The sequence below is a fragment of the Halalkalibacter wakoensis JCM 9140 genome, assembly GCF_000513095.1.
Classification (GTDB): domain Bacteria; phylum Bacillota; class Bacilli; order Bacillales; family Bacillaceae_D; genus Halalkalibacter; species Halalkalibacter wakoensis.
This window is the reverse complement of the sequence record NZ_BAUT01000065.1, coordinates 1-20499: the sequence shown is the minus strand read 5'-3', so window position 1 is coordinate 20499 and position 20499 is coordinate 1. Positions and strand designations below refer to the sequence as shown.

The window sequence follows — 20499 nt, the reverse complement described above, 5'->3', positions numbered from 1 at the left end:
ATAATATAGAATTGATAAAAGTCCTGTAAATTACTTATCATTAAATGAATAATGATACTAATATTTTTATACTTATACAGAAGTGAGGTGGATAATCATGAATTTCTTATGTGAATCTAATGAACTAAGTGATTATTTACGAGAGTTACAGGAAGTTAATTATTCACATGCAACGATACAAGGAAAAGCTGCAGAGCTATTCAATCCGAATCAATCTGATGTCGAGAAGGTAAATCTTGCTTTTGAATTTGTCCGTGACGAAATCTCACATTCTTGGGATGTTCAGGGAGAGTTGGTTACTAGAATTGCCTCTGATGTATTAGAAGCTAAAGAAGGAATATGCTATGCCAAGTCCAATTTACTGGCTGCTTTGCTACGTTCACAAGGCATTCCTACAGGTTTTTGTTATCAACGATTGATGTTATTTGATACCCCCGAGAAAGGGTATTGTATTCATGCTTTAAATGCCGTATTTTTTAAAACACTCAATAAATGGATTCGATTGGATGCTCGTGGTAATAAAGAGGGGATTGATGCTCAATTTTCAGTTAATGAAGAAAAAATTGCCTTTCATACGCAAGAGGAATTTGATGAGATAGATTACCCAATCATTTACTCAGAGCCTCATCCTAAAACGATGGCTGTCTTAAGAGAGCATTCAAATGCTGTTGAAATGTATACGTATTATTTGCCAGAATGTCTGTAATGAAAGGACGGGAGTTATAGTGGAAAAATTGATGATGAATTTTGCTGACGCTCATGATGCTGCCGTTATCCACCATGTAATGATACAAGCATTTACGGAATATAAAGATGAAACCCCTCCGTCAAGTGCCTTAGAAGAAACAGTTCAATCTGTTGCAGAATCTCTACAAAAGGGAGAAAGAGCTTTAATGGTTTTTGAAGGAAAAGAACCAGTCGGGATGGTACGATTTCAGGTAACAAAAGAGGGACTATATTTTTATCGACTCTCCGTTATTCCCGAAAAACAGGGACAGGGCATTGCTAAAAAGATGTTGTATGGTTTAGAGGACCTTGTAAAAAAGGAACAGCTGTCGACCATTCTTTGCAAAGTTCGTATGACTGTACCTAAAAATATACAATTGTATCGTTCGATCGGCTACGAAATTTCTGATGAAGAAATCGTACATAAGCCAAATGGACAACAAGTAAGCGTTGTTACTATGAAGAAGACAAACGTTTAATAGTTAGCGCATCATTACCAGCGCTAAATAAAAACGACAAGGATAGTAGAACTATTCTACCCTTGCCGTTTGTATTCATGTTCCTAAAGAGAGCTTGATTTATACAAAGGTTCTAACCTAATTGCTTGCTTTTGTCTGCTTCACTCATTCCCTTCATGTATGCAAACCGACTTTTTTAGTTAATTCTTTATGACCAGTCCTAGTAAAGAGGCAAACTGAAGGGCTTGATAACTAGAAACTTTACACCCTTTTAGATCTGCCAAAGAAACAGTGATCGTCTCAAAGCTGGAAGAGCTAATATCAATTCCTTTCAAAGGGGTTTGCTCAAAATTTGTTTCGGTTAAATTACATAAATCAAATTCGACTTTTTTCCATTTACACTCATAAAAATCAGCACTAATAAGTGAACTGCCATGAAAAATCACTTTTTCAAACTTAGAATGTCCGAATGATGCCATATCCAACAAGGTTTGATCAAACCGGACATTTCCAAACCGAGATTCTGTCAAATCTACACCGATCAATTTGCAATTTTTAAAATGGGCTCTATGAATGGAGGACTGACTCAAATTAGCATTAGACAAATCGCAATTTTCAAATAATATATCCGTTAAATCGATTCGACTGAAATCCGTATCATTAAAACGACAATTCTTTATAATCATGTTTGATAATCGTACTTTTTCCATCGTTTCACCAGTAAAATCAGAGTCCATAACGGTACACAACTCTAGTTCAGGATCTTCCTCGTAAAAAATATCCTGGAATGACTTTGTAGGTAAGTCCTTTGGTATTTTAGGTTGATCAATTTTCATGCCTTGTACCTCTTTTCGTTTTCATACACTATTCGGAACGTTATTGTGGTTTTTGATTCTATGTATAACTATAAGAAACAAACGTTCTGAAATAAAGACTAGTCTTTTCAGGAGATTTGTGTGCAATGAGCATGATTGAGACGATAATGGTAATTTAATTTTTTCTGTATCTTAATTGGTTTTTTATAGTAATGTATATGTAAATCGGGAATAACGGGTAAGTAGATACCTTGATGGAGAGGGACATGAGTCCTTTATGTATGAGTAATGAATACCACTGGAGGAGAAAAAATGGATGAACGTGATTGGCTTATTTTAAAGGTACTTAATGAAAAAAAGAACATCACAAAGACCGCTCAAAGTCTCTATATCTCACAACCTTCCTTAACAAAAAGAATTCAACAAATCGAAAATACGTTTCAAGTTCCAATCATCCATCGGGGCACAAAAGGGATTCAGTTTACACCACAAGGGGACTATTTAGTTAAATGTGCGGAAGACATGTTATCTCGTCTCCAAAAGATGAAAGAAACCGCCTTAAATATGGAGCAAGAAGTGAGTGGAACGTTGAGGTTAGGGGTATCAAATTATTTTGCAAGGTACAAGCTACCATGTTTGCTAAAAATGTTCCAACAACAGTTTCCAAAAGTGAACTACAAAGTAACAACGGGATGGAGCCATGATATTGTAAACATGGTCTATCACCGCGATATTCATATCGGAATCGTCCGTGGCGACTATCAATGGGCTGGTTCAAAACAACTTCTTTTTGAAGAAAACATCAACGTGACATCAAAAAAACCATTTGATCTAAAAGAACTGCCTAGTATGCCTAGAATTGACTATGAAACCGACTCGTTGCTTAAAACGGTTATAGACCATTGGTGGAATCGTACATTTTCGCAGTCTCCTTTGATCGGAATGGAAGTGGATAAGGGCGTCACTTGTAAAGAAATGGTGATAAATGACCTAGGTTATGGGATTTTACCTAGCGCGTTAACGGAGGGGCATGATGAATTACATAGTATTCCGCTAAAAGATGAAAAAGGTGAGCCACTGATCAGAAAAACATGGATGTTCTATCACGAAGACACGACTGAAGTCAAAATGGTCAGAGAGTTTGTTCGATTCACTGAGAGTTTGGATTTTAAAAAAATTTAGTAAAAAAGACTCTTTTCGCATACTTTGCTGGTTTTAGGGTTACGTGTTCTACTTGTTCGTTCCATTGCGCTGCAGCCCTCGCACCCCCAAGGAGGTGGCGAGCCTCCTCGGCTACGCCTGCGGGGTCTTGCCCCTACATCTAATTGAGTCCAATGAAAAAGTGCTCGTTTACATTGGACTTGAAAGGGAGCTTTGCTCTCGCTCCCGGGATGGGGGGCACGCTTTGTTGAGAGGTAAGATAGAAATTTTTCAACGGTCATAAGAAAGATGTGAAATAGCAAAAGAGGCCTTTGAGAAATGAAGCTCAAAGGCCTTTGGTCTAAAGTTTGGAAATTATACACTTTGGAGTTATCGCCAAAAACAAATAACATGAACCTTGTTTCCAAACAATATCCTATCATTATACACGGAACACGAAAAATTGATAAATTCGAATTCAATAAAGATGTAGGAATGTATGTTTGTAAAACTGGACATATGGCTACACACAAAAAAATAAGAAAGCTTTTAAACGAAAAAGAGTAACAAGTAAAATGGTTAGTAAAAGTAACCCTAGCAGGGGAATGACACGGAGACTCCTGCGGGAGCAGTGACCCACGTGTGAGACCCCGTAGGCGACAGCCGAGGAGGCTCACCGGGCACCCCGCGGAAAGCGTAGTGTCATTCCCCTGCGGCAGTTAGACACTTTTTCAGTGACCTCCCTCTAATTCCCGCAGGAGTTGAGTGGCTTCCGCTCCATTTCACTTTAATTTTTAACTTTTAATGAGGAACAAACCTTGCAAAAAAAGATTAATTCAGTACATACAATCTTTCATATCCAATAATAAAGATAGACTCTTCGTTTATTTAAAAGTTTAGCTATTATAAAGGTAATAAACTACCTTAATCACTCTTTTCTATTCATTTTTTGAATACAACGACATAACTATTTTGAATTTTACGTTAAGCTTAGTTATTGAGTATGCTTAGAAGGGGAAGGGGTGGTTGTGAATGGATGTATTTTTTCTCATCGTTGTGAATGTAATGGTTCCGATCTTTTCTTTGATTGCGATTGGAGCTTTTCTTCATCGGATCTTTGCTTTTGATATGGGGACACTTTCAAAGTTAAATACGTTTTTATTGATTCCTGCTGTGTGTTTTGTGAATGTATATCAAAGTCAAATGGCAGGGGATACCCTTATCTTGATTATTGGTTTTCTCGTTTTACAAAATAGTAGTTTAATTGTTATTAGTTCCGTAGTTGCGAAGATGGCAGGATTTGATAATCGATTATCTGCAACATTTAAAAATAGTGTCGTTCTTAGTAATAATGGTAACTTTGGATTGCCTGTCAGTCAGCTCGTCTTTTCTCAACATCCGATTGGGGTTACGATTCAAATCGTTGTCCTTATTTTTCAAAATCTGCTTACGTTTACATATGGATTGTTTAATTCCGTTTCAGTTGAGAAAAAAGGATTCCAAGCACTGTTGTTGTTCTTGAAAAATCCTGTTATTTATGCACTAGTGTTAGCCATAATCCTAAAAGCACTTTCGGTTCCAATTCCACATTACCTCTGGACTCCAATCGAAAATACAGCCAGTGCATTTATGGCAATTGCGCTTGTCACTCTTGGGGCACAAAGTGCTTTTATCAAGCTTTACCGATTTTCAAAGCCATTGATCCTTAGTTTAATAGGAAGGTTGGTTCTCTCATCTTGTATAGGTCTAATCGTGATCCTTCTTTTAAATCTAGATGGAACGCTTGCACAAGCGTTATTTATCGCGAGTGCGTTTCCAACATCAAGAAATAGCTCCATATTTGCACTGGAATACGGCAATTATCCCGAATATGCAGCGCAAACGGTTTTGGTATCAACTGTCTTGAGTATGGTGACTGTGACAAGCGTCGTGTATTTGGCAGAGATTTTCTTTTCGTAGTAACACTTATAAGGAAAATAATGTTAAAATTAATCTGTCAAATAGTGTGAATATAGCATTAAGAAGAAGGGGGAAGGACAGTCATAAATCATTTAGTGAAGTCAAAACCAATTGCTGTAAATGAAAGGCTAGTATCATTAGATATTATTAGAGGTTTTGCCTTATTTGGGATATTACTAGTGAACATGCCTTTATTCCAGTCGCCGCAATTAATAGCTGATATGTATATGATTCCCCAACAATTGTCCGAAAGCGATAAGTGGATACGGATCTTTCTAGACGTATTTATAGAAAATAAATTTTTCACCATATTCTCTTTTTTATTCGGACTAGGCTTTTATATTTTTATGAATCGAGCTGAAGGGAAAGGGAAGCGTTTTTATCGTTTGTATATACGTAGGTTAACTTTATTAGCATTATTTGGACTTATGCATCTAGTGTTTTTGTGGTATGGAGATATCCTACTTAACTATGCTTTAGCCGGCTTTCTCTTACTCTTCTTTTATAAAAGAAAGGCACAAACCATCCTCATAGTCATTATAACTTTTACGTTAGCTTTAATTATATTACTATCACTGAATTTCTTTTCATCCCCTGAAGAACTGAAACTTGAAATTCAGATGTTGCAAGTTGAAGGTGCCGGAAAAATGGAGGAGGCAGTTGAACAATATCAAAATAGTAGCTATTTAGAGTTAATGTCCTATCGTTTTTCTAATGAAGTCATCCCCGTTTTAAAGGATTTACCGTTTTCTATGTTAACGGCCTGGTATATGTTTTTGATAGGTCTATATACAGGCAAGCGGAACATAATCAGTCATTTTCATTCGCATAGGAATCTAGTTAAACGTGTATGGTGGATTAGTTTATTATGTAGTATCCCTATTAGCATCTTAATAATCGCTCTTCATTTGAATTTTTTAAAATTTGGGATCCATAATGAGATATTCATACAAGTGTTTGTAACCTTTAGTGGTCTTAGTCTTTCATTGTTTTATCTTTCTACAATTTTATTTTTATTGCAAAAAGATAAGTGGAGAAAACGACTTAACCCATTTAGTTATATAGGGAGAATGGCGTTAACAAATTATATCATGCAAACGTTTATTGGCGTTGGAATATTTACAGGATTAGGTTTGTTTGGAGATGTGAATTTAACATTAGGTATTATACTAAGTCTAATAATCTTCCCTATACAAATATTATTTAGTTATTTATGGTTGAAATATTATAAATATGGGCCTTTAGAATGGTTATGGCGGTCAATAACATACGGAGAGTTTCAAACGCTAAAAATGAGAAAGTAATTTGAGAAGAAAGTAGTAGCGGTTCAATTAGTCGTGTTTTTGATAAAAACAGAGATTTTTTTTTGATACAGAAGTAATGGAATACGAAATTTCAAAAATGAAATAAGTAAATATTTGTATCCGTCTATGATGTAGTAAGGGATGAGCGCATCTTTGGATGCATCCTCTTCTTTCTTTTGTCGAAAATAAACATTGTATAATTTGTACTATTTCTTAAAGGAGATACCTATGACGATAATATATAAAACTACTTTGCCTAAGAAGGAATCATTTTTTCAATTGTATTCAACAACAGGATGGAATTCTAATGGTATATATACTGAAGATGTTTTACATAAAGCGATAAAAAATAGCTGGTACTTTATTAGTTGCTATAACCATGAAGATTTAATTGGTTTTGGGCGTGTGATTTCTGACGGGGTCTATCAAACGTTTATTTGCGATATGATTGTCCATCCCGATTATCAAAATAGAGGAATTGGCAGCAAGATCTTAACATTACTTACGGAAAAATGTCAGGAGAGCGGGATTAATTGGATTCAATTATCATGTGCAAAAGGGAAGGTAGATTTTTATAAAAAATTTGACTTTCAAGAAAGGCCCGTTGATGGGCCAGGTATGTATAAATTTATGTAGCTACTCTTTAGAGACTATAGATGAAAGGGTGTTGAAATGTTCCTAATTTTAATTGGTTTGTGCATTATTTTATTCACATTATTTTCCATCGAGCGCAGCTTGAAGAAAACAAATGAGCAAAATGAAGAAATCATTAAGCTTTTAACAAACATACACGATAAGAAAAGCTCATAGTTGAATTTACATATTTTAAGTAAAACAACAGAGCGCACTAAGGGCACTCTGTTGTTGTATTGTTTATCTTTCCGTATTTTGTTTTTCTAATAAAGTCTGGATTGTCACAAATCTATATCCTCGCTTTTGCAAATCATCAATGATTCTCGGAAGGGCTTCGACTGAACCGTCTAATAACCGACCGTATTGGAAATTGTGCTGGAGAATGATCCCACCTGGAGAGACATCTCTGTTCACAATCTCCAAAATTTGATCTGCAGATAATCCACTCCAATCTAATGTGTCAACGGACCACATGATATTTCTCATTCCCAGTTGATTCATTATAAGCATGTCTGCTTTTGTGTATGCCCCGTATGGAGGTCGAAATAAATCTGATCTTCGTCCGACCGTGATCTGTGTTTCTTGTTGAGTCAATTCAATCTCTTTTCTTACCTCTGAAGACCATTTCTTTCTAAGGTCAGGATGACTCCAAGTGTGATTTGCAATCCCATGACCTTCATTGACAATTCTCCTCATCATATTGGGATAGGTTTTGACCTCTTGACCAACAACGAAAAACGTAGCTGGAACGCCTTTTTCTTTAAGGACATCCAGTATCATAGGTGTATAATGATTTTCTGGGCCATCATCAAACGTAAGTGCTACTAACTTTTCAGTAGATTGACCCTTTGCAAACACATTAGGTTTGACTGAAATATTTGTCGTGATAAACGTACGGTTTTGTTGTGAGTTATACGTTACATCCATTTGTAATTTTTTTGCAACATCGACAACGGGAACGAATATTTCGCCTTGGAATTCAATCGCTTCAGTAGAAAGAGCCCCACGCTTCCAAGTTCCTGTTGATCTGTCAAAATCATCAGTGAACGTCTTGTTAATAGGAACTGCAAACTTTCTATTGTTAGCTTGAAAGACAACAGATCTATATTCGTCGTTCCAATCAACAAGTGTACCCGTATGTTTGAAGAACAAAGCAGGAACAAGCATGTGCCCATCTCTCATCATGTAACGTGTTTGAATAGGTTCATCATCAATAAATATCGCGCTGCCGGGAGCCTTGATTCTTGAGCTTCGACATTTATAGGAATGATCGTTAATAGAAACAACATGATACAGAAGAAAAGTTTAATTGACTGTAGCTTAGTTTTGAATGTCATTCTTTTGATCCCCTTATTTAAAGACTTTATTATTCTTAACATGCGTCATTAGGATAAAAATAAACTGACATTGGAATATTCAGTATGTCTTTACGGATTTAAGACTTTCAAGGGGAAGAAATAATTATGATGATAGTAGAAGAAATCCTAATTATAGAATCTCCACAAAAATTCTAGTAACGGTGTTAGGAGAAAACCTGAATGAGATCAAGAAAAGGGCTAACCTTTATTGCAATTGGTTTATTGTTTGTTGTTTTCATGAATAACTTTTTTCACAAGGATTTATGGGAAGTAAACGAATCGTTGTTAAAAAATGAAATATTGTCAATTGAACAATCAGTTGAAACCATTGATTTGCTTGAAGTCACACCTTTTGAGTGGGATCTGGTCTATTCTTTTACTCCCTATACTCCAAAGGAGAAAATCTATGAAATAGTCGGATATGAATGGGCAAAAATTAGTGAAACAGTTAGTGAGGGAATGAATCAAATTGTGTTTATAAAAGATGAAAAGGTCGTTTGTTATTTATATGGGTACCCTGAAAGTAATGGGTATGGTTTGTATTTTTCAGGTGAATCAATTAGCGAATTTGCTGAGAAGCTTGAGCCAGATGACCGGTTGATCTTTCAAGTAAAAATACAAAATAACGTTGTTTATTTGATTAATGATTAAAAAAGGAATAGTTGGAGAAAGGAAAACGGAGTGGACGTATGAAAAAAAGAGTTCATTTATTAGCGCATGTATTAGTAGTTGGATTTTTTACTTTAATGGCTATCATTGATTTTTTCCCTACTATTGGTATGAGTATGTCAGTCGGGACATTTGGGTTCATTGCTACTATTGGATTAGCTGTTATGACTCGAGAAAAAGGAGAGCCGGTCTTCACATCAAGTAAACAGGAATTCCGTTTTACTATCTTTTCAGGTATCTATTTGTTCACTTTACTTCTTGTATTGAGTTTACTAGGTGGGGTTTCACAGAGCGGAATCGGTTTCTATAATCCAATCTTATGGGGACTCTATTTATTAGGGCTACTTACTTCTTATGCAAAGTACAGGAAAGAGCTTAAAGCACAAAAAAGTGTAGACCTGGGACAACAATCTTAAGTTAAAAAGAGGATAGTCGTTCATAGGTTGGTAAAACTACCACTAAAGATAACAATTTAGGGTGATTTAATGAAGAAAATCCTGGTGCTGACAATGGCTATTATTTGTATTTTAGCTAATCAAGGAACTAGTGAAAAAGTTTTTGCAAATGCAAATAATGTGAATCGACCTCTTGAGGAAATCTATCCTGAAATAGGATATAAAACGGTGGAGGAAGCTGTAAAAGAGTTTGAGCATCATTTCAAACGAGATTTAAAACTTCCACTTAGACTTCCGTCATTAAGCTTCACACATCATTTCGGAAGGTTTACGGACGCAGAAGGTACGATAAATGATCATCTTGAATTGGAATTTATAAGTGATATAGAGCCCCAAAATCACTATACTCTTTTCGTTCGTCCGATCGAGCATAAAATACCAATCAAAGATAAACGCATTGTCAAACGATATAAACTAAAAAACGGTCAAGAAGCCAAATTCATTCATGTTTCTGTTTCAATCCAAGCCCTCGTCTTTGAGAGAGATCATTGGCAATACATGCTGTGTATCCCTAAAAGTGTTTTAAAAAAGGCTACTCCGGAAGTTTTAGTTCAGATAGCTAATTCGATTGATTATCCAAGTGAAAAGAAAAATCCTCTAGAATAGGACCTAGAACTAAATGTTCAGGTCCTTTAAGTTGTTTTTAAACTAGGAGTGCTAACCAAGATAGGAACTCAATAAACAACCTAATTGCTCGTACATCATACGAAAAGCAAAGTGGAAAAATCAAATCGTAGGACATTCTATTAATAGGGAGGGATGTTCTGTGGGATTTCGGATACTTTTACTTCTTATTTTCTTAAGCTTTCCATCATCAATAATGGTGAATGCAGAAGAACCACTTACTGCTGCCTTTATTCGCGACCATCAATTATGGATCAAGAAGGGGGAGGACGAAACACAAATTACGAAGGGTCGTTATGTGTATTCACCCAAATGGTCATATGATGGCCGTTTTCTTGCTTATCTTGATGGGGATGAGCATGGTAAAAAATCAGATTTATATATCTTTGATACAGTGGAAAAAGAAAGCTACCAACCGTACATGAGAGTTGTGACATCTGATTTTAAATGGGCCCCTAACCAAAACCAGTTAGCCTATACGGACCAAGGCTTGTTGAATGTTACGAAAACAAAGAATGGTCGACCAGAGGGATTTGAGAATGTCGCATTAGGAGTCAGTGGGTTTGAATGGTTTCCAGATGGAAACGAATTTATCGTATCCTCTGAGGCAAGCTTACGGCCTACGGGATGGGGGCCAGTACCACTTTATAAAGTGCCTGTTCATGCCAATCTTGCGCAGGAGAAGATTGAAGACTTTTATATGATTCAAACAAATGAGCCTGATTTATTTGCCATTACTGCGGATTATTTTACATTTAGTTCTGATGGAAAGTGGATGAGCTTTCTAGCTATTCCTACTGCCTCCTGGTCCATGGACAGCAATACGTTGTGTGTCCTCTCTTCAAAAGGAGAAAAGTTTCAGGTTATAGATAACATGTTGGGATTCGAAAAATGGATTGAATGGGCTCCATCAACTAATCAACTTGCCTATATATCAGGGGAAGGAAGATTTTTCGTTGAAAACAAAAGAACCTCCATTGTTGATATACCAATTTTTAAACAGCACCAAAAGCAATATACTCCTAAAGGCTATGTTGATTTGGATTTGGCATGGTTCTCACAAGATAATGTGATTGTGGCTCGAGCAGAAGAAAATAAAGAGTGGGAGGAGGGACCTGTTCCAACCATGTTTACAGCACTGTATAACATTAATGTTAAAACAGAAGAACAGCATCAAATAACCTTTCCAGCAATGAATGCAATGGATAAAAATCCTCAAATAATTGGATCTTATCTCACATGGTTTCGTAAAACGAAAAATAATGTTCAAGGTGATGTATGGCTCAAGGCTGGTTTAAGTGGTCAAGAATCTATTTGGCTTACGAACATTGATGATGCTCCAATCTTTTTTCTGAACTAAATAGACCCTATAAAACCGTTCGATTAATAAATGGCGAGGAGATTAATTATTCTCCACCGTCATCAAAATGATCCGAACCATCATGTGTTTCATCCAATTTAAACTGGCTATGTGTTGATTTTGATTGATCATTTTTTAGAAATTGACCAAATGTATAAGTTTCTGGAAAATTGCCTTTAACTTTAGTTGTTAAGTAGGAAAATAAGGTAAAACTTATGAACGCAGCTACTAGTTTCATTTAGTTCACCTCGATAAATGCTTTTTCTTAATTCATCCTATGAGGGAAATATGAATTTATCATTAAAATCCATTTTTTGAAATTGGTGGTTTTAATTGAACTGAAATGAAAAATGACCGAAAAATTGTATACAAATCGTATACATTATTCTGAATACTAAAAATCAAATTCATTACAATGAAAAAAGAAGAGAGCAAGTCTCTTCTTTTTTTGAAATCTTTTGTAGTTTCTTAAGCATATGAACGTTTGGTTAGTTTGTTTTAAACTGACTTACCTCAGAAAGGAGGGTTTCTGCTGTGTGAACTAGTGTATTAATCGATGATACAATTTCTTGCATAGTGGCAGATTGGATTTCAGTAGATTCGGCCACCTGTTGAACATTGTCAGAGTTCTGAATGGAGATGTTTTTTATTTCTTCTATCGTACCAGCGATTTCTCTTATATTTTGATTAATCATGGTTGATAATTGATCGACTTCGCTCGTATCATTCGTAATCTCGTAAATAGAAGCAGCGATTTCTTTGAAAGAATGGCTTGCATCTCTTACAAGTGATAAACCTTCTTTTACAGATTTACTGCCTTTTTCTGCAACAGAAACGGCTGAGCTTGATTCGCTTTTTATCTGGTTAATCAGCGTGGCTATTTGAGTAGTTGCTTTCCCAGATTCTTCTGCTAACTTTCTAACTTCCTGAGCAACAACTGAAAATCCAGCACCATGACTTCCTGCACGAGCGGCTTCTATAGAAGCATTTAAAGCTAGTAAATTCGTTTGCTCTGCAAAGCCTGTTATTAGTGTTAAAATCTCTTGAATTTCATTCGCTTTATTATTTAGATTTGAAATGACTTCAACCGTAACATTTGTTTGTTCGTCAATGGAATGCATTTGTCCAATCGCTTTCTCTACAATGATATTCCCCTCACTTGCTTGACTTGTCGTAACACTTGAAAGTTCAGATACTCTTTTGATTTTTTCTCCTATATTGGAAAAGTCATTTGTGATCGTCGAGATGGATGTATCAATGTTAACGGTACGATCAGCTTGCATTTTGTTTCCATTGGCTACATCTTGTAAGTGAAGAGAGATCTTTTCAACTGAATCACTCACTTGCTCGGAACCTTGTGAAATAATTTTCGAAGATTCAAAAACACGATCTGAATTATGTCCAACTTCTTTTAATATGGTTTTAAAGTTTGCCACTAAACCATTGAAATTCGTCGTTAATTCATCAATTTCATCTTTTCTATCTTCATTTTTAATGGTTAATGGAGGAACCGTTAGATCTCCATCTGCTATTTGTTGCGCATATTGATTCAATCGGATTAAAGGTCTAATTGTCCTACCGATTAACCAGACTGTAATCACACCGACAAGCAAAACAGGGATCATTCCAACTAGAATGCCTCCGCCAATCATTGACCACGTACGTTCGCTAATAATTTGTGCATCAAAATCAATCGCACTTATCGCGATCACTTCTTTTGTAGGATCATGGTCTTTAAAAATAGGTGCATAACCAGTTAGACGCTTCATCCCACCATATTCGTAAACATCAGAGTAGGTAGGGTGTTTCATTTCGGTTAAATGAAATAGGACCTCTTCATCAATGAAAAAGGGTTCATTATAAGAAAATCCTTGCTCTTGCATAGTTTCATCAACAGCTAATAATGTTCCGTCCAAAGATAATATGTATTGAGAACTAAATATATCCTTATGATCAACGGTCCAACTAATAAGCTCACCTGTTTGGACAGCTTGTGAAAAATCACCACTGGCTAACTGTTCAATAATCAAAGTATCAAGTAACCCCGTTGTAATATTAGCGCATCCATAAAGCTCAATTCCAGCAGCTTCTAATACTTTGTCGTACGTAATTTTGTAATTAGAAAAAGAAATAGCCGCAATGCATATTAACATCATTGATATAATGATAATTCCTAATTTTTTTGTTATTTTTGTCATTTCTCTGACCCCCTTCATCAAACTTGCGTCTCTTGTTAGTTTAGTACGTAAAGGAAGTGAGGGGTGTGATGTTGATCACATTTGAGTTAAAGGTAACAAATTTATTTCGTTTCAAAAGTCAATTTTTTAGTAAGTTTTTCCTCATTTATGATAATCTTATTGTTAAGAACTAAATCATTAGGATGGTGTTACATATGGAGAAACAATTAAAAAGTATTGAGGAAATGAAGCAATTTGTAAAACAACCTGGCAAACACTTGCTTTTTAAGCACAGTACAACCTGTCCAATAAGTGCAAAAGCCAATGATGAATTTCAAGCATTTGTTGCGGAGACGAATACGTCAGCTGCCACTGTTTTCGTTATTGAAGATCGCCCAGTATCCAACCAGATTGCTGAAGATTTTGGTATCAAGCATGAATCTCCTCAAATTTTCTTGCTTGAAGATGGTGAAGTTCGTTGGAACACATCTCATTGGAAGATTACAAAAGAAGCAATTAAGGAGGCAATCAGCAAATGAGCAAACAAGTGATTGTCTATTCAACAGATGGGTGTGTCGAGTGTACTTTTGTGAAACAAATGTTAGAAGAAGAAGGCGTGCCATTTGAAGTAAGAGACGTAATGGCTAGTGAAGAACATCAAAAAGAAGTAGAAAAATTCGGATTTATGGGTGTTCCTGTTACGGTTGTAGGGGAGCAAGCTGTTAAAGGGTTTACACCAGAGCTTAAGGACCTGATTGCCAACGCTAAACAGTAAAGGCTGATTTCGATCCTTTGTTTATTTCTCGTTAGACCTCTTCCATGTTCGTTCCAAAATGCCCCTAATCGTTAGATAGGGGCATTTTGGGTATTTAAATGTCTACTATTGCTAGGCGCTTTTCCTTCATTTTAGGTTAATCTACCTGTTCAAATATCAATTCTTCTTTCCGTTCCTCTCCTTCTTCATACCAAACAACCTCAGTAATCCATCTTTGACCAATCTCATAAGCACCAAGGAAGTGAGTATCATAGAGTGTCACTTGTTTTGGGTTTTCTGCATCAGGGAGGAAATCTGATTCTGAAGAAATAGATGCATGTTTTAGATCATGCCACTCAAGAATATGGTTGTATGTAACTACTTGACCCGATTCTTTTTCTTTTCCAGTGTATACAAAAGTGATTTCTAATTCAAAGTTATGATCGGGAGGTGGAGGCAAAAGAACTGACATATTGGCTTTCCAATGAGCAGATGTAGCGGAAAAGTAATAATGTTGATTTTCATTAGATGAATCCCCACAAGCTCCTAAAAAAAATAAAACGACTAAGAATTCAATTCCTTTTTTAACCAAGCTATCACCCATTTCAGTAATAAGGATACATTCAGCTTTATTTTTCAGTTTGAAAGATTTACATATAGTTAATCTAACATAAAATCCCAATTATTTTAAGGTTACAATTCATTGTCATCTTGTTGAATCTTCATACTTTCTACTAAATATGATGATAAACTATAGAAAATATGTAGACTCTCTGAAGGAGCTATGAATATGTATGATTTTTTAATTCGATTAGTCGAATGTTGTATGATCCATTGCTTCAATTAACGTATGGGTACGAGCATATACCAATATTAGCTGCGCTTGTAATAGGTATATTAGCTGCAGCAGCACCTTGTCAATTCACTGGAAACATTGGGGCTATAACTCTTTACGGAAATCGATCTATTCAAAAATCGATTCCATGGTTGGAGATCATGTTTTTTCAATTAGGGAAGGTCGTTGTCTTTTCTGGACTCGGATTGTTCGTTTGGTTATTAGGATCAGAATTTCAACAAGAAATAATTGGTTACCTTCCTTGGTTACGTAAAGTATTAGGACCTATTTTTATTGTTATTGGCTTGTATTTAATCGGGTTGATTAAATGGAATTGGACTTTCGGTCTGAGGCGTGGTTCAACAAACGATAAAAGAAAAGGAATATGGAGTGCCTTTTTGTTAGGAAGCAGTTTTTCATTAGGATTTTGTCCAACAATGTTTTCAATCTTTTTCTTTTTGTTAATGCCATTAACTCTTTCTACATCATATGGTTTTATTTTACCAACTGTTTTCTCCTTTGGTACTTCTGTTCCTTTGTTTCTGACTATGTATCTGATCTGGACATTTGGACTTAACGGAACGTTTATGAAAAAAGGCAGAAACATCGGAAAAAGAATACAACAAATAGCTGGTGGCTTTTTGATCATATTAGGTATCTTAGATACGATGACGTATTGGGGATTGTAAAGATAACAAAAGATTTAGTTTACAATTGGTCTACTCTTGGTAGAACAGTAATGATAAAATAAAACACCCTACTAAAGGTTCGAAATAGAATTGGTGAGGTTAGTCACATAAAAACGTCCCAATTATTGATCATATTTTTATAACAATATCATGTAGAGAACTTTAATTGGTCGGATAGGAGGGAAAAGACATGAGTAAAATGATTTTCTCTATTAAAGGAATGACATGTGCGTCTTGTGTAAATCGTGTTGAAAAGATGATTTTAAAAGTTGATGGAGTGAAAGAAGTTGCTGTCAATCTTGCAACACATCAAGCACAAGTTGAAGCAAATGAATCATTATCTTCTTCTGAAGCAATTTTGAAAGCAATTGAAAAAGCGGGATATGAAGCAAAACGACTTGATGAGGAAGAGAACGATAAAGTGTTGTTCTCCATAAAAGGAATGACGTGTGCATCTTGTGTAAATCGTGTAGAGAAAACCATTTCAAGAATAGATGGGGTTAAGTCCGTTACCGTCAATCTTGCAGCGAATCAAGCACAAGTAGAGGGTCAAAAAGGGTTACTTGACTCAGATGCTATTTTGAAACGCATTGAGAAAATAGGATTCGAAGCATCCAAACTTAACACGGATCAAAAACAAGAAGAGACTGATGATCAAGAACAAGAAATAAAAAAATTAATGAAAGATTTTAGAGTAGCTGCTGTGCTGACAACGATTGTCTTAATTGGCAGCATTCCTCATATGATGGATGGTTGGGGAACGTGGGTACCTGCTTTAATATCTGCTCCGTTGTTTTTGCTTTTTTTAACAACATATATTCAACTTGTCCCTGGTTGGAGGTTTTATAAGAACAGTTATAAAGTATTAAAAAACGGGTCTGCTGATATGAATGTACTTGTTGCTATGGGAACTTCAGCCGCATGGCTGTATAGTGGTGCCATGACGTTATTTCCGAATCAGCTTACAGCGATTGGATTTCCATATCAACTTTATTATGATGTGACTACTGTCATTACCACACTTATTCTTCTGGGTCGGTATTTTGAAGCGAAAGCAAAAGGACAAACATCAACGGCTATTAAAAAACTAATGAGCTTGCAGGCCAAAACAGCGATTGTCATTCGAGGTGGGGAAGAACTAAAAGTGACAATTGAAGAAGTAAAAGTAGACGATGAGATTCTCGTTAAACCTGGTGAACGCATTCCAGTCGATGGGGTTGTAACAAAAGGAAGGTCAGCTGTTGATGAATCCATGTTAACAGGGGAATCCATTCCTGTTGAAAAAGCCTCTGGCGATGATGTCATCGGGGCAACAATCAATAAATCTGGTAGTTTTCGCTTTCGTGCAACAAAGGTTGGCAAAGATACCGCTCTTGCTCAAATCATTCGAATGGTAAATGAAGCTCAAGGTTCAAAAGCACCTATCCAACGAGTAGTCGACTTGATATCAGCCTATTTTGTTCCAGCAGTTCTTGTTATTGCGGTTTTCTCGTTTATCTTCTGGTATTTTGCAGGTCCTGATCCTAGTCTTATTTTTGCGTTGACGACCTTTATTGCCATACTAATCATTGCTTGTCCTTGTGCACTAGGACTGGCAACACCAACAGCGATTATGGTTGGGACCGAAAAAGGAGCAGAGAACGGCATATTAATAAAAAATGCAACAAGCCTAGAACGAGCTCATAAAATTCAAACAGTGGTATTAGACAAAACGGGTACGATAACGGAAGGAAAGCCAACATTAACAGATTTACTTCCAACCAAAATCGTTACGGAACAACAATTGCTTCAAGTAGCCGCATCTGTTGAAACAGCATCAGAGCACCCACTAGGGGAAGCGATCGTAAAGGCTGCTAAGGAAGAAGGACTAGCCATAACTGAACCAGATTCTTTTGAAGCCATTATTGGACACGGAATTGTTGCAACATTCAACAGTAAGGAAGTAGTAATTGGAAATGAAAAACTAATGAAACAATATCATATCGATGTAACATCACATGAAGAGCAAGCGACCTCATTAGCTGATCAAGGAAAAACGCCGATGTATGTTGCGATTTCCGGACAATTTGCCGGAATTTTAGGGGTTGCTGATACGTTAAAAAAAGAAACCGTTGTAGCCGTAAAATCTTTAAAAAAGTTAGGCATTGAAGTTATTATGTTAACAGGGGACCACGAAGGCACAGCTCAAGCCATTGCCAAGGAAGCTGGCATTGATCATTATATTGCTGAGGTACTGCCCGAACATAAAGCTGAAGAAGTGAAAAAATTACAAGATGAAGGAAAAGTGGTTGCGATGGTAGGGGATGGAATTAATGATGCTCCTGCACTTGCTCAAGCCGATGTAGGGATAGCGATTGGAACAGGGACCGATGTAGCAATGGAAACGGCTGATATCACCCTAATGCGTGGCGATATTATGGGTGTTGTTACAGCCTTAAGATTATCTAAATCAACAATGAGAATGATTTGGCAAAATCTTAGTTGGGCGTTTGGATACAATATTGTTCTCATTCCTGTAGCAGCAGGCTTACTTTATCCATTCTTCGGAATACTTTTAAATCCCATGCTAGCAGGAGCAGCGATGGCCTTTAGCTCTGTTTCCGTTGTTTTAAATACATTAAGACTTAAGAATTTCACACCAACTATTGAAAATGAATAAAAGGCTCGGAAATCTTATTTGAAAAATGACCATGATTATCATTGATGGTCTTTTTTTTTTTGTAAAAATAATAATCTCGCATTTTCTATATAGAAAAAATGTTAATATAAATTAAAATTTAAAATTTAGTAAGAAAATTTTAAATACGGTTTTCCACTTTGGCATTTCATTACTAAATAGAATAGAAGGAGGTTCCGATGAAGAAACGCTTTAAACTAATCGTATCGACCATAGTCACATTGGTCATCTTGAACCTTTATTTAATTTACCAAACTAGTCAATTGAGTCATGAAGTATGGAATTTAAACGAACAAATTTCTCAAACTGAAAGACATTTGGATAATTTTTTACATTCCATTCAACATGATCTGTCTGAATTGAAACAGGCTGAAAAATGGGTTACGGCAATTCACTTTCAACCGAACGTACGTAGATCTATCCCAGGTGAAATTTATCTAGATGTGGAGTGGACGCTAAGAGACGTAGAACAAGATTCCAATGTGATCTTTATGTACAAAGCAGAACAAAGTCAAGACTGGATCGAAGTAACGGAACATGATCAATCAGGAACAACCTATCAAAATACCATTGTCGTCGATCCTAAAAACGATTATCGTTATAAAATCTTTGCTGAAGGAGCCATAAACAAAGGAATGGAAGGAGAGTTTATTCCAAGCCATCTTTATCAGCCAACACCGTTGAATCTAGGATATACAACTTCTCATAGTAATCATGAGCCAGCTTCCATTGAGATTTCTCTTGAACAGAGTGAAGTAGTATTTGACTTCTATCAAATTAAGCAAGTTGATGCGATTATTCATTTAGATGACGGAACAGAAGTGGCAAAAAGCTTTATTAATGAACCACACCCATATTTTGAACAATTGAATGATGAACAGTTGCATGACCCTATTTTAGACCTGTGGTACATCAATATTGAAGAAGAAAATGCTACACGAATAGATGTGGAGGTTACGTATAATGATGGCACTGTAAGAAGAGAGAATTTAGCTTTACATTGGTAGAATGAAAAAGAAACCCTCAATATGAAGGTTTCTTTTTATCTTTTTAAGTTGGTTTTTTCTGAACATGCATCTCTCAGAAACATGTAAATTCTCTTGTGAAATGGAGCAGACAATTGCTAGTATAATCTAATCTATGTTAGAAAGTTGAAACTCAAAGAGCATTCACAGTCTTTAGTATTTAAATACATGTTGTCCGATCACAACAGCCGTTTTTCTAGTGTCGAGCCATCGATTTGTTGCTATATCGGGATTATAAAAGAATAAGGAGTCTTCTGATATATTTCTCATATCGGAGAGTGCTGCTTCTACAGCCTCAATAGACTCTTGATCAGCCGGTCTTTTATATTGACCGTTCGAAACTGGTTGAAATTGCCTAGGTTCGTATATGACTTCTTTTACGGTGTCTGGAAAATGAGAACTTTCTACTCTATTCAATACTACATCAGCAACGGCCACTTTTCCTTCAAAAGGTTCTGTTTGCGCTTCAGCTCGTACAATTCTAGCTAATAAATCAAATTCCTGATCCGTTAAATGTACTTCCTGAGCGCTACTCTGATTAACTTGTGGTTTTGGTGACGAACTATCTTTATGTAAATTGATGTCTTGTCCAACATAAATGAGATCGAGGTTTGTAATTTGTGGGTTGGCTTTCGCTAAGTCTTGTAAGGTTAAACCGTTATTTTTTGCGATCTTGCTCATCGTATCTCCTTCTTGCACGGTATATCCAAAAACTGGAGCAGCAAAGAATAGAGCTGCTAGGAATGTTAATAAGAAAAAATTAAATTTTATTCAATAAAAATGATCCTACCTAAATTTAATTTATTTTGTTATTCTTGTATTATTTTAATCTTCTAATGAA

Annotated in this window: 21 protein-coding genes; 15 read left to right on the top strand and 6 right to left on the bottom strand. The window is 36.0% G+C overall.

Annotated elements, in window-relative coordinates; translation table 11 throughout:
* Positions 1 to 97: 97 nt before the first annotated feature.
* Together JCM9140_RS17600 and JCM9140_RS17595 are read left to right on the top strand one after the other, a co-directional pair.
* Positions 98 to 706, top strand: a complete 609-nt coding sequence (locus tag JCM9140_RS17600; protein ID WP_034749586.1) for a transglutaminase-like domain-containing protein — start codon at positions 98 to 100, stop codon at positions 704 to 706.
* Positions 707 to 725: 19 nt separating this feature from the next.
* Positions 726 to 1205 (top strand): GNAT family N-acetyltransferase, encoded by a 480-nt coding sequence (locus tag JCM9140_RS17595; RefSeq protein WP_369384450.1) that lies wholly within the window; start codon positions 726 to 728, stop codon positions 1203 to 1205.
* Between the two features lie 179 nt (positions 1206 to 1384).
* Here JCM9140_RS17595 and JCM9140_RS17590 read toward each other — a convergent pair whose 3' ends face one another.
* Complete coding sequence (locus JCM9140_RS17590; RefSeq protein ID WP_034749584.1) at positions 1385 to 2020, bottom strand: pentapeptide repeat-containing protein; 636 nt, start codon at positions 2018 to 2020, stop codon at positions 1385 to 1387.
* A 291-nt stretch (positions 2021 to 2311) separates the two neighbouring features.
* Between JCM9140_RS17590 and JCM9140_RS17585 the strand changes: the two genes are divergently transcribed.
* The 4 genes from JCM9140_RS17585 (at position 2312) to JCM9140_RS17565 (ending at position 7038) form a co-directional block, all read left to right on the top strand.
* Entirely contained in the window at positions 2312 to 3181 is an 870-nt protein-coding gene (locus JCM9140_RS17585) for a LysR family transcriptional regulator (protein WP_034749582.1), read from the top strand.
* A 990-nt stretch (positions 3182 to 4171) separates the two neighbouring features.
* Complete coding sequence (locus tag JCM9140_RS17575; protein WP_034749577.1) at positions 4172 to 5098, top strand: AEC family transporter; 927 nt, start codon at positions 4172 to 4174, stop codon at positions 5096 to 5098.
* A 95-nt stretch (positions 5099 to 5193) separates the two neighbouring features.
* The gene (locus JCM9140_RS17570) at positions 5194 to 6402 is read left to right on the top strand and encodes a DUF418 domain-containing protein (RefSeq protein WP_034749575.1); all 1209 of its coding nucleotides are present in this window, start codon (positions 5194 to 5196) and stop codon (positions 6400 to 6402) included.
* A 228-nt stretch (positions 6403 to 6630) separates the two neighbouring features.
* Positions 6631 to 7038 (top strand): GNAT family N-acetyltransferase, encoded by a 408-nt coding sequence (locus tag JCM9140_RS17565; protein WP_034749573.1) that lies wholly within the window; start codon positions 6631 to 6633, stop codon positions 7036 to 7038.
* Positions 7039 to 7275: 237 nt separating this feature from the next.
* On the opposite strand, the gene JCM9140_RS17560 is transcribed toward JCM9140_RS17565, so the two are convergent.
* Positions 7276 to 8202: a polysaccharide deacetylase family protein gene (locus JCM9140_RS17560; protein ID WP_162232210.1), complete on the bottom strand. Its 927-nt coding sequence runs from the start codon at positions 8200 to 8202 to the stop codon at positions 7276 to 7278.
* A 371-nt stretch (positions 8203 to 8573) separates the two neighbouring features.
* On the opposite strand from JCM9140_RS17560, the gene JCM9140_RS17555 reads away from it, so the two are divergent.
* From JCM9140_RS17555 to JCM9140_RS17540, 4 genes are all read left to right on the top strand, one after another.
* Complete coding sequence (locus tag JCM9140_RS17555; RefSeq protein WP_034749568.1) at positions 8574 to 9044, top strand: hypothetical protein; 471 nt, start codon at positions 8574 to 8576, stop codon at positions 9042 to 9044.
* 38 nt (positions 9045 to 9082) lie between these two features.
* Positions 9083 to 9478 (top strand): hypothetical protein, encoded by a 396-nt coding sequence (locus tag JCM9140_RS17550; protein WP_034749565.1) that lies wholly within the window; start codon positions 9083 to 9085, stop codon positions 9476 to 9478.
* Positions 9479 to 9547: 69 nt separating this feature from the next.
* On the top strand, positions 9548 to 10123 hold the full coding sequence (locus tag JCM9140_RS17545) for a hypothetical protein (protein ID WP_156314918.1): 576 nt from the start codon (positions 9548 to 9550) through the stop codon (positions 10121 to 10123).
* 160 nt (positions 10124 to 10283) lie between these two features.
* Entirely contained in the window at positions 10284 to 11501 is a 1218-nt protein-coding gene (locus tag JCM9140_RS17540; RefSeq protein ID WP_034749562.1) for a TolB family protein, read from the top strand.
* 46 nt (positions 11502 to 11547) lie between these two features.
* Here the strand turns inward: JCM9140_RS17540 and JCM9140_RS17535 are convergent, their stop codons facing one another.
* Together JCM9140_RS17535 and JCM9140_RS17530 are read right to left on the bottom strand one after the other, a co-directional pair.
* Positions 11548 to 11739, bottom strand: coding sequence for a hypothetical protein (locus tag JCM9140_RS17535; protein ID WP_034749559.1), 192 nt, complete (start codon positions 11737 to 11739; stop codon positions 11548 to 11550).
* Positions 11740 to 11989: 250 nt separating this feature from the next.
* Entirely contained in the window at positions 11990 to 13699 is a 1710-nt protein-coding gene (locus tag JCM9140_RS17530; RefSeq protein WP_034749556.1) for a methyl-accepting chemotaxis protein, read from the bottom strand.
* Between the two features lie 194 nt (positions 13700 to 13893).
* Here JCM9140_RS17530 and ytxJ point away from each other — a divergent pair, with 194 nt between their 5' ends.
* Both ytxJ and JCM9140_RS17520 read left to right on the top strand, forming a co-directional pair.
* A complete protein-coding gene (ytxJ, locus tag JCM9140_RS17525) occupies positions 13894 to 14217 on the top strand; it encodes a bacillithiol system redox-active protein YtxJ (RefSeq protein ID WP_034749552.1) in 324 nt (107 codons plus the stop codon).
* Complete coding sequence (locus JCM9140_RS17520; protein ID WP_034749550.1) at positions 14214 to 14453, top strand: glutaredoxin family protein; 240 nt, start codon at positions 14214 to 14216, stop codon at positions 14451 to 14453. Before ytxJ ends, JCM9140_RS17520 begins: the two co-directional genes overlap by 4 nt.
* A gap of 136 nt (positions 14454 to 14589) precedes the next feature.
* Here the strand turns inward: JCM9140_RS17520 and JCM9140_RS17515 are convergent, their stop codons facing one another.
* Complete coding sequence (locus JCM9140_RS17515) at positions 14590 to 15024, bottom strand: hypothetical protein (protein WP_034749547.1); 435 nt, start codon at positions 15022 to 15024, stop codon at positions 14590 to 14592.
* A gap of 227 nt (positions 15025 to 15251) precedes the next feature.
* Here JCM9140_RS17515 and JCM9140_RS17510 point away from each other — a divergent pair, with 227 nt between their 5' ends.
* The 3 genes from JCM9140_RS17510 to JCM9140_RS17500 all read left to right on the top strand — a co-directional run bounded on the left by JCM9140_RS17510 (position 15252) and on the right by JCM9140_RS17500 (position 19640).
* Positions 15252 to 15956, top strand: a complete 705-nt coding sequence (locus JCM9140_RS17510) for a cytochrome c biogenesis CcdA family protein (RefSeq protein WP_034749544.1) — start codon at positions 15252 to 15254, stop codon at positions 15954 to 15956.
* Positions 15957 to 16146: 190 nt separating this feature from the next.
* Positions 16147 to 18615 carry a heavy metal translocating P-type ATPase gene (locus tag JCM9140_RS17505; protein WP_034749540.1) on the top strand — a complete coding sequence of 823 codons (2469 nt, stop codon included), beginning with the start codon at positions 16147 to 16149 and terminating at the stop codon, positions 18613 to 18615.
* A gap of 197 nt (positions 18616 to 18812) precedes the next feature.
* The gene (locus JCM9140_RS17500; RefSeq protein ID WP_034749537.1) at positions 18813 to 19640 is read left to right on the top strand and encodes a hypothetical protein; all 828 of its coding nucleotides are present in this window, start codon (positions 18813 to 18815) and stop codon (positions 19638 to 19640) included.
* Positions 19641 to 19811: 171 nt separating this feature from the next.
* Here the strand turns inward: JCM9140_RS17500 and JCM9140_RS17495 are convergent, their stop codons facing one another.
* Positions 19812 to 20339, bottom strand: coding sequence for a cell wall hydrolase (locus JCM9140_RS17495; RefSeq protein ID WP_081727758.1), 528 nt, complete (start codon positions 20337 to 20339; stop codon positions 19812 to 19814).
* Positions 20340 to 20499 lie beyond the last annotated feature (160 nt).

Coding starts and splice junctions, on each gene's coding strand:
- JCM9140_RS17535 (WP_034749559.1), bottom strand. CDS start 11,739: ATGAAACTAGTAGCTGCGTTCATAAGTTTTACCTTATTTTCCTACTTA.
- JCM9140_RS17560 (WP_162232210.1), bottom strand. CDS start 8,202: ATGCTTGTTCCTGCTTTGTTCTTCAAACATACGGGTACACTTGTTGAT.
- JCM9140_RS17510 (WP_034749544.1), top strand. CDS start 15,252: ATGTTGTATGATCCATTGCTTCAATTAACGTATGGGTACGAGCATATA.
- JCM9140_RS17600 (WP_034749586.1), top strand. CDS start 98: ATGAATTTCTTATGTGAATCTAATGAACTAAGTGATTATTTACGAGAG.
- JCM9140_RS17565 (WP_034749573.1), top strand. CDS start 6,631: ATGACGATAATATATAAAACTACTTTGCCTAAGAAGGAATCATTTTTT.
- JCM9140_RS17530 (WP_034749556.1), bottom strand. CDS start 13,699: ATGACAAAAATAACAAAAAAATTAGGAATTATCATTATATCAATGATG.
- JCM9140_RS17495 (WP_081727758.1), bottom strand. CDS start 20,339: ATGAGCAAGATCGCAAAAAATAACGGTTTAACCTTACAAGACTTAGCG.
- JCM9140_RS17590 (WP_034749584.1), bottom strand. CDS start 2,020: ATGAAAATTGATCAACCTAAAATACCAAAGGACTTACCTACAAAGTCA.
- JCM9140_RS17505 (WP_034749540.1), top strand. CDS start 16,147: ATGAGTAAAATGATTTTCTCTATTAAAGGAATGACATGTGCGTCTTGT.
- JCM9140_RS17545 (WP_156314918.1), top strand. CDS start 9,548: ATGAAGAAAATCCTGGTGCTGACAATGGCTATTATTTGTATTTTAGCT.
- ytxJ (WP_034749552.1), top strand. CDS start 13,894: ATGGAGAAACAATTAAAAAGTATTGAGGAAATGAAGCAATTTGTAAAA.
- JCM9140_RS17585 (WP_034749582.1), top strand. CDS start 2,312: ATGGATGAACGTGATTGGCTTATTTTAAAGGTACTTAATGAAAAAAAG.
- JCM9140_RS17575 (WP_034749577.1), top strand. CDS start 4,172: ATGGATGTATTTTTTCTCATCGTTGTGAATGTAATGGTTCCGATCTTT.
- JCM9140_RS17555 (WP_034749568.1), top strand. CDS start 8,574: ATGAGATCAAGAAAAGGGCTAACCTTTATTGCAATTGGTTTATTGTTT.
- JCM9140_RS17520 (WP_034749550.1), top strand. CDS start 14,214: ATGAGCAAACAAGTGATTGTCTATTCAACAGATGGGTGTGTCGAGTGT.
- JCM9140_RS17550 (WP_034749565.1), top strand. CDS start 9,083: ATGAAAAAAAGAGTTCATTTATTAGCGCATGTATTAGTAGTTGGATTT.
- JCM9140_RS17500 (WP_034749537.1), top strand. CDS start 18,813: ATGAAGAAACGCTTTAAACTAATCGTATCGACCATAGTCACATTGGTC.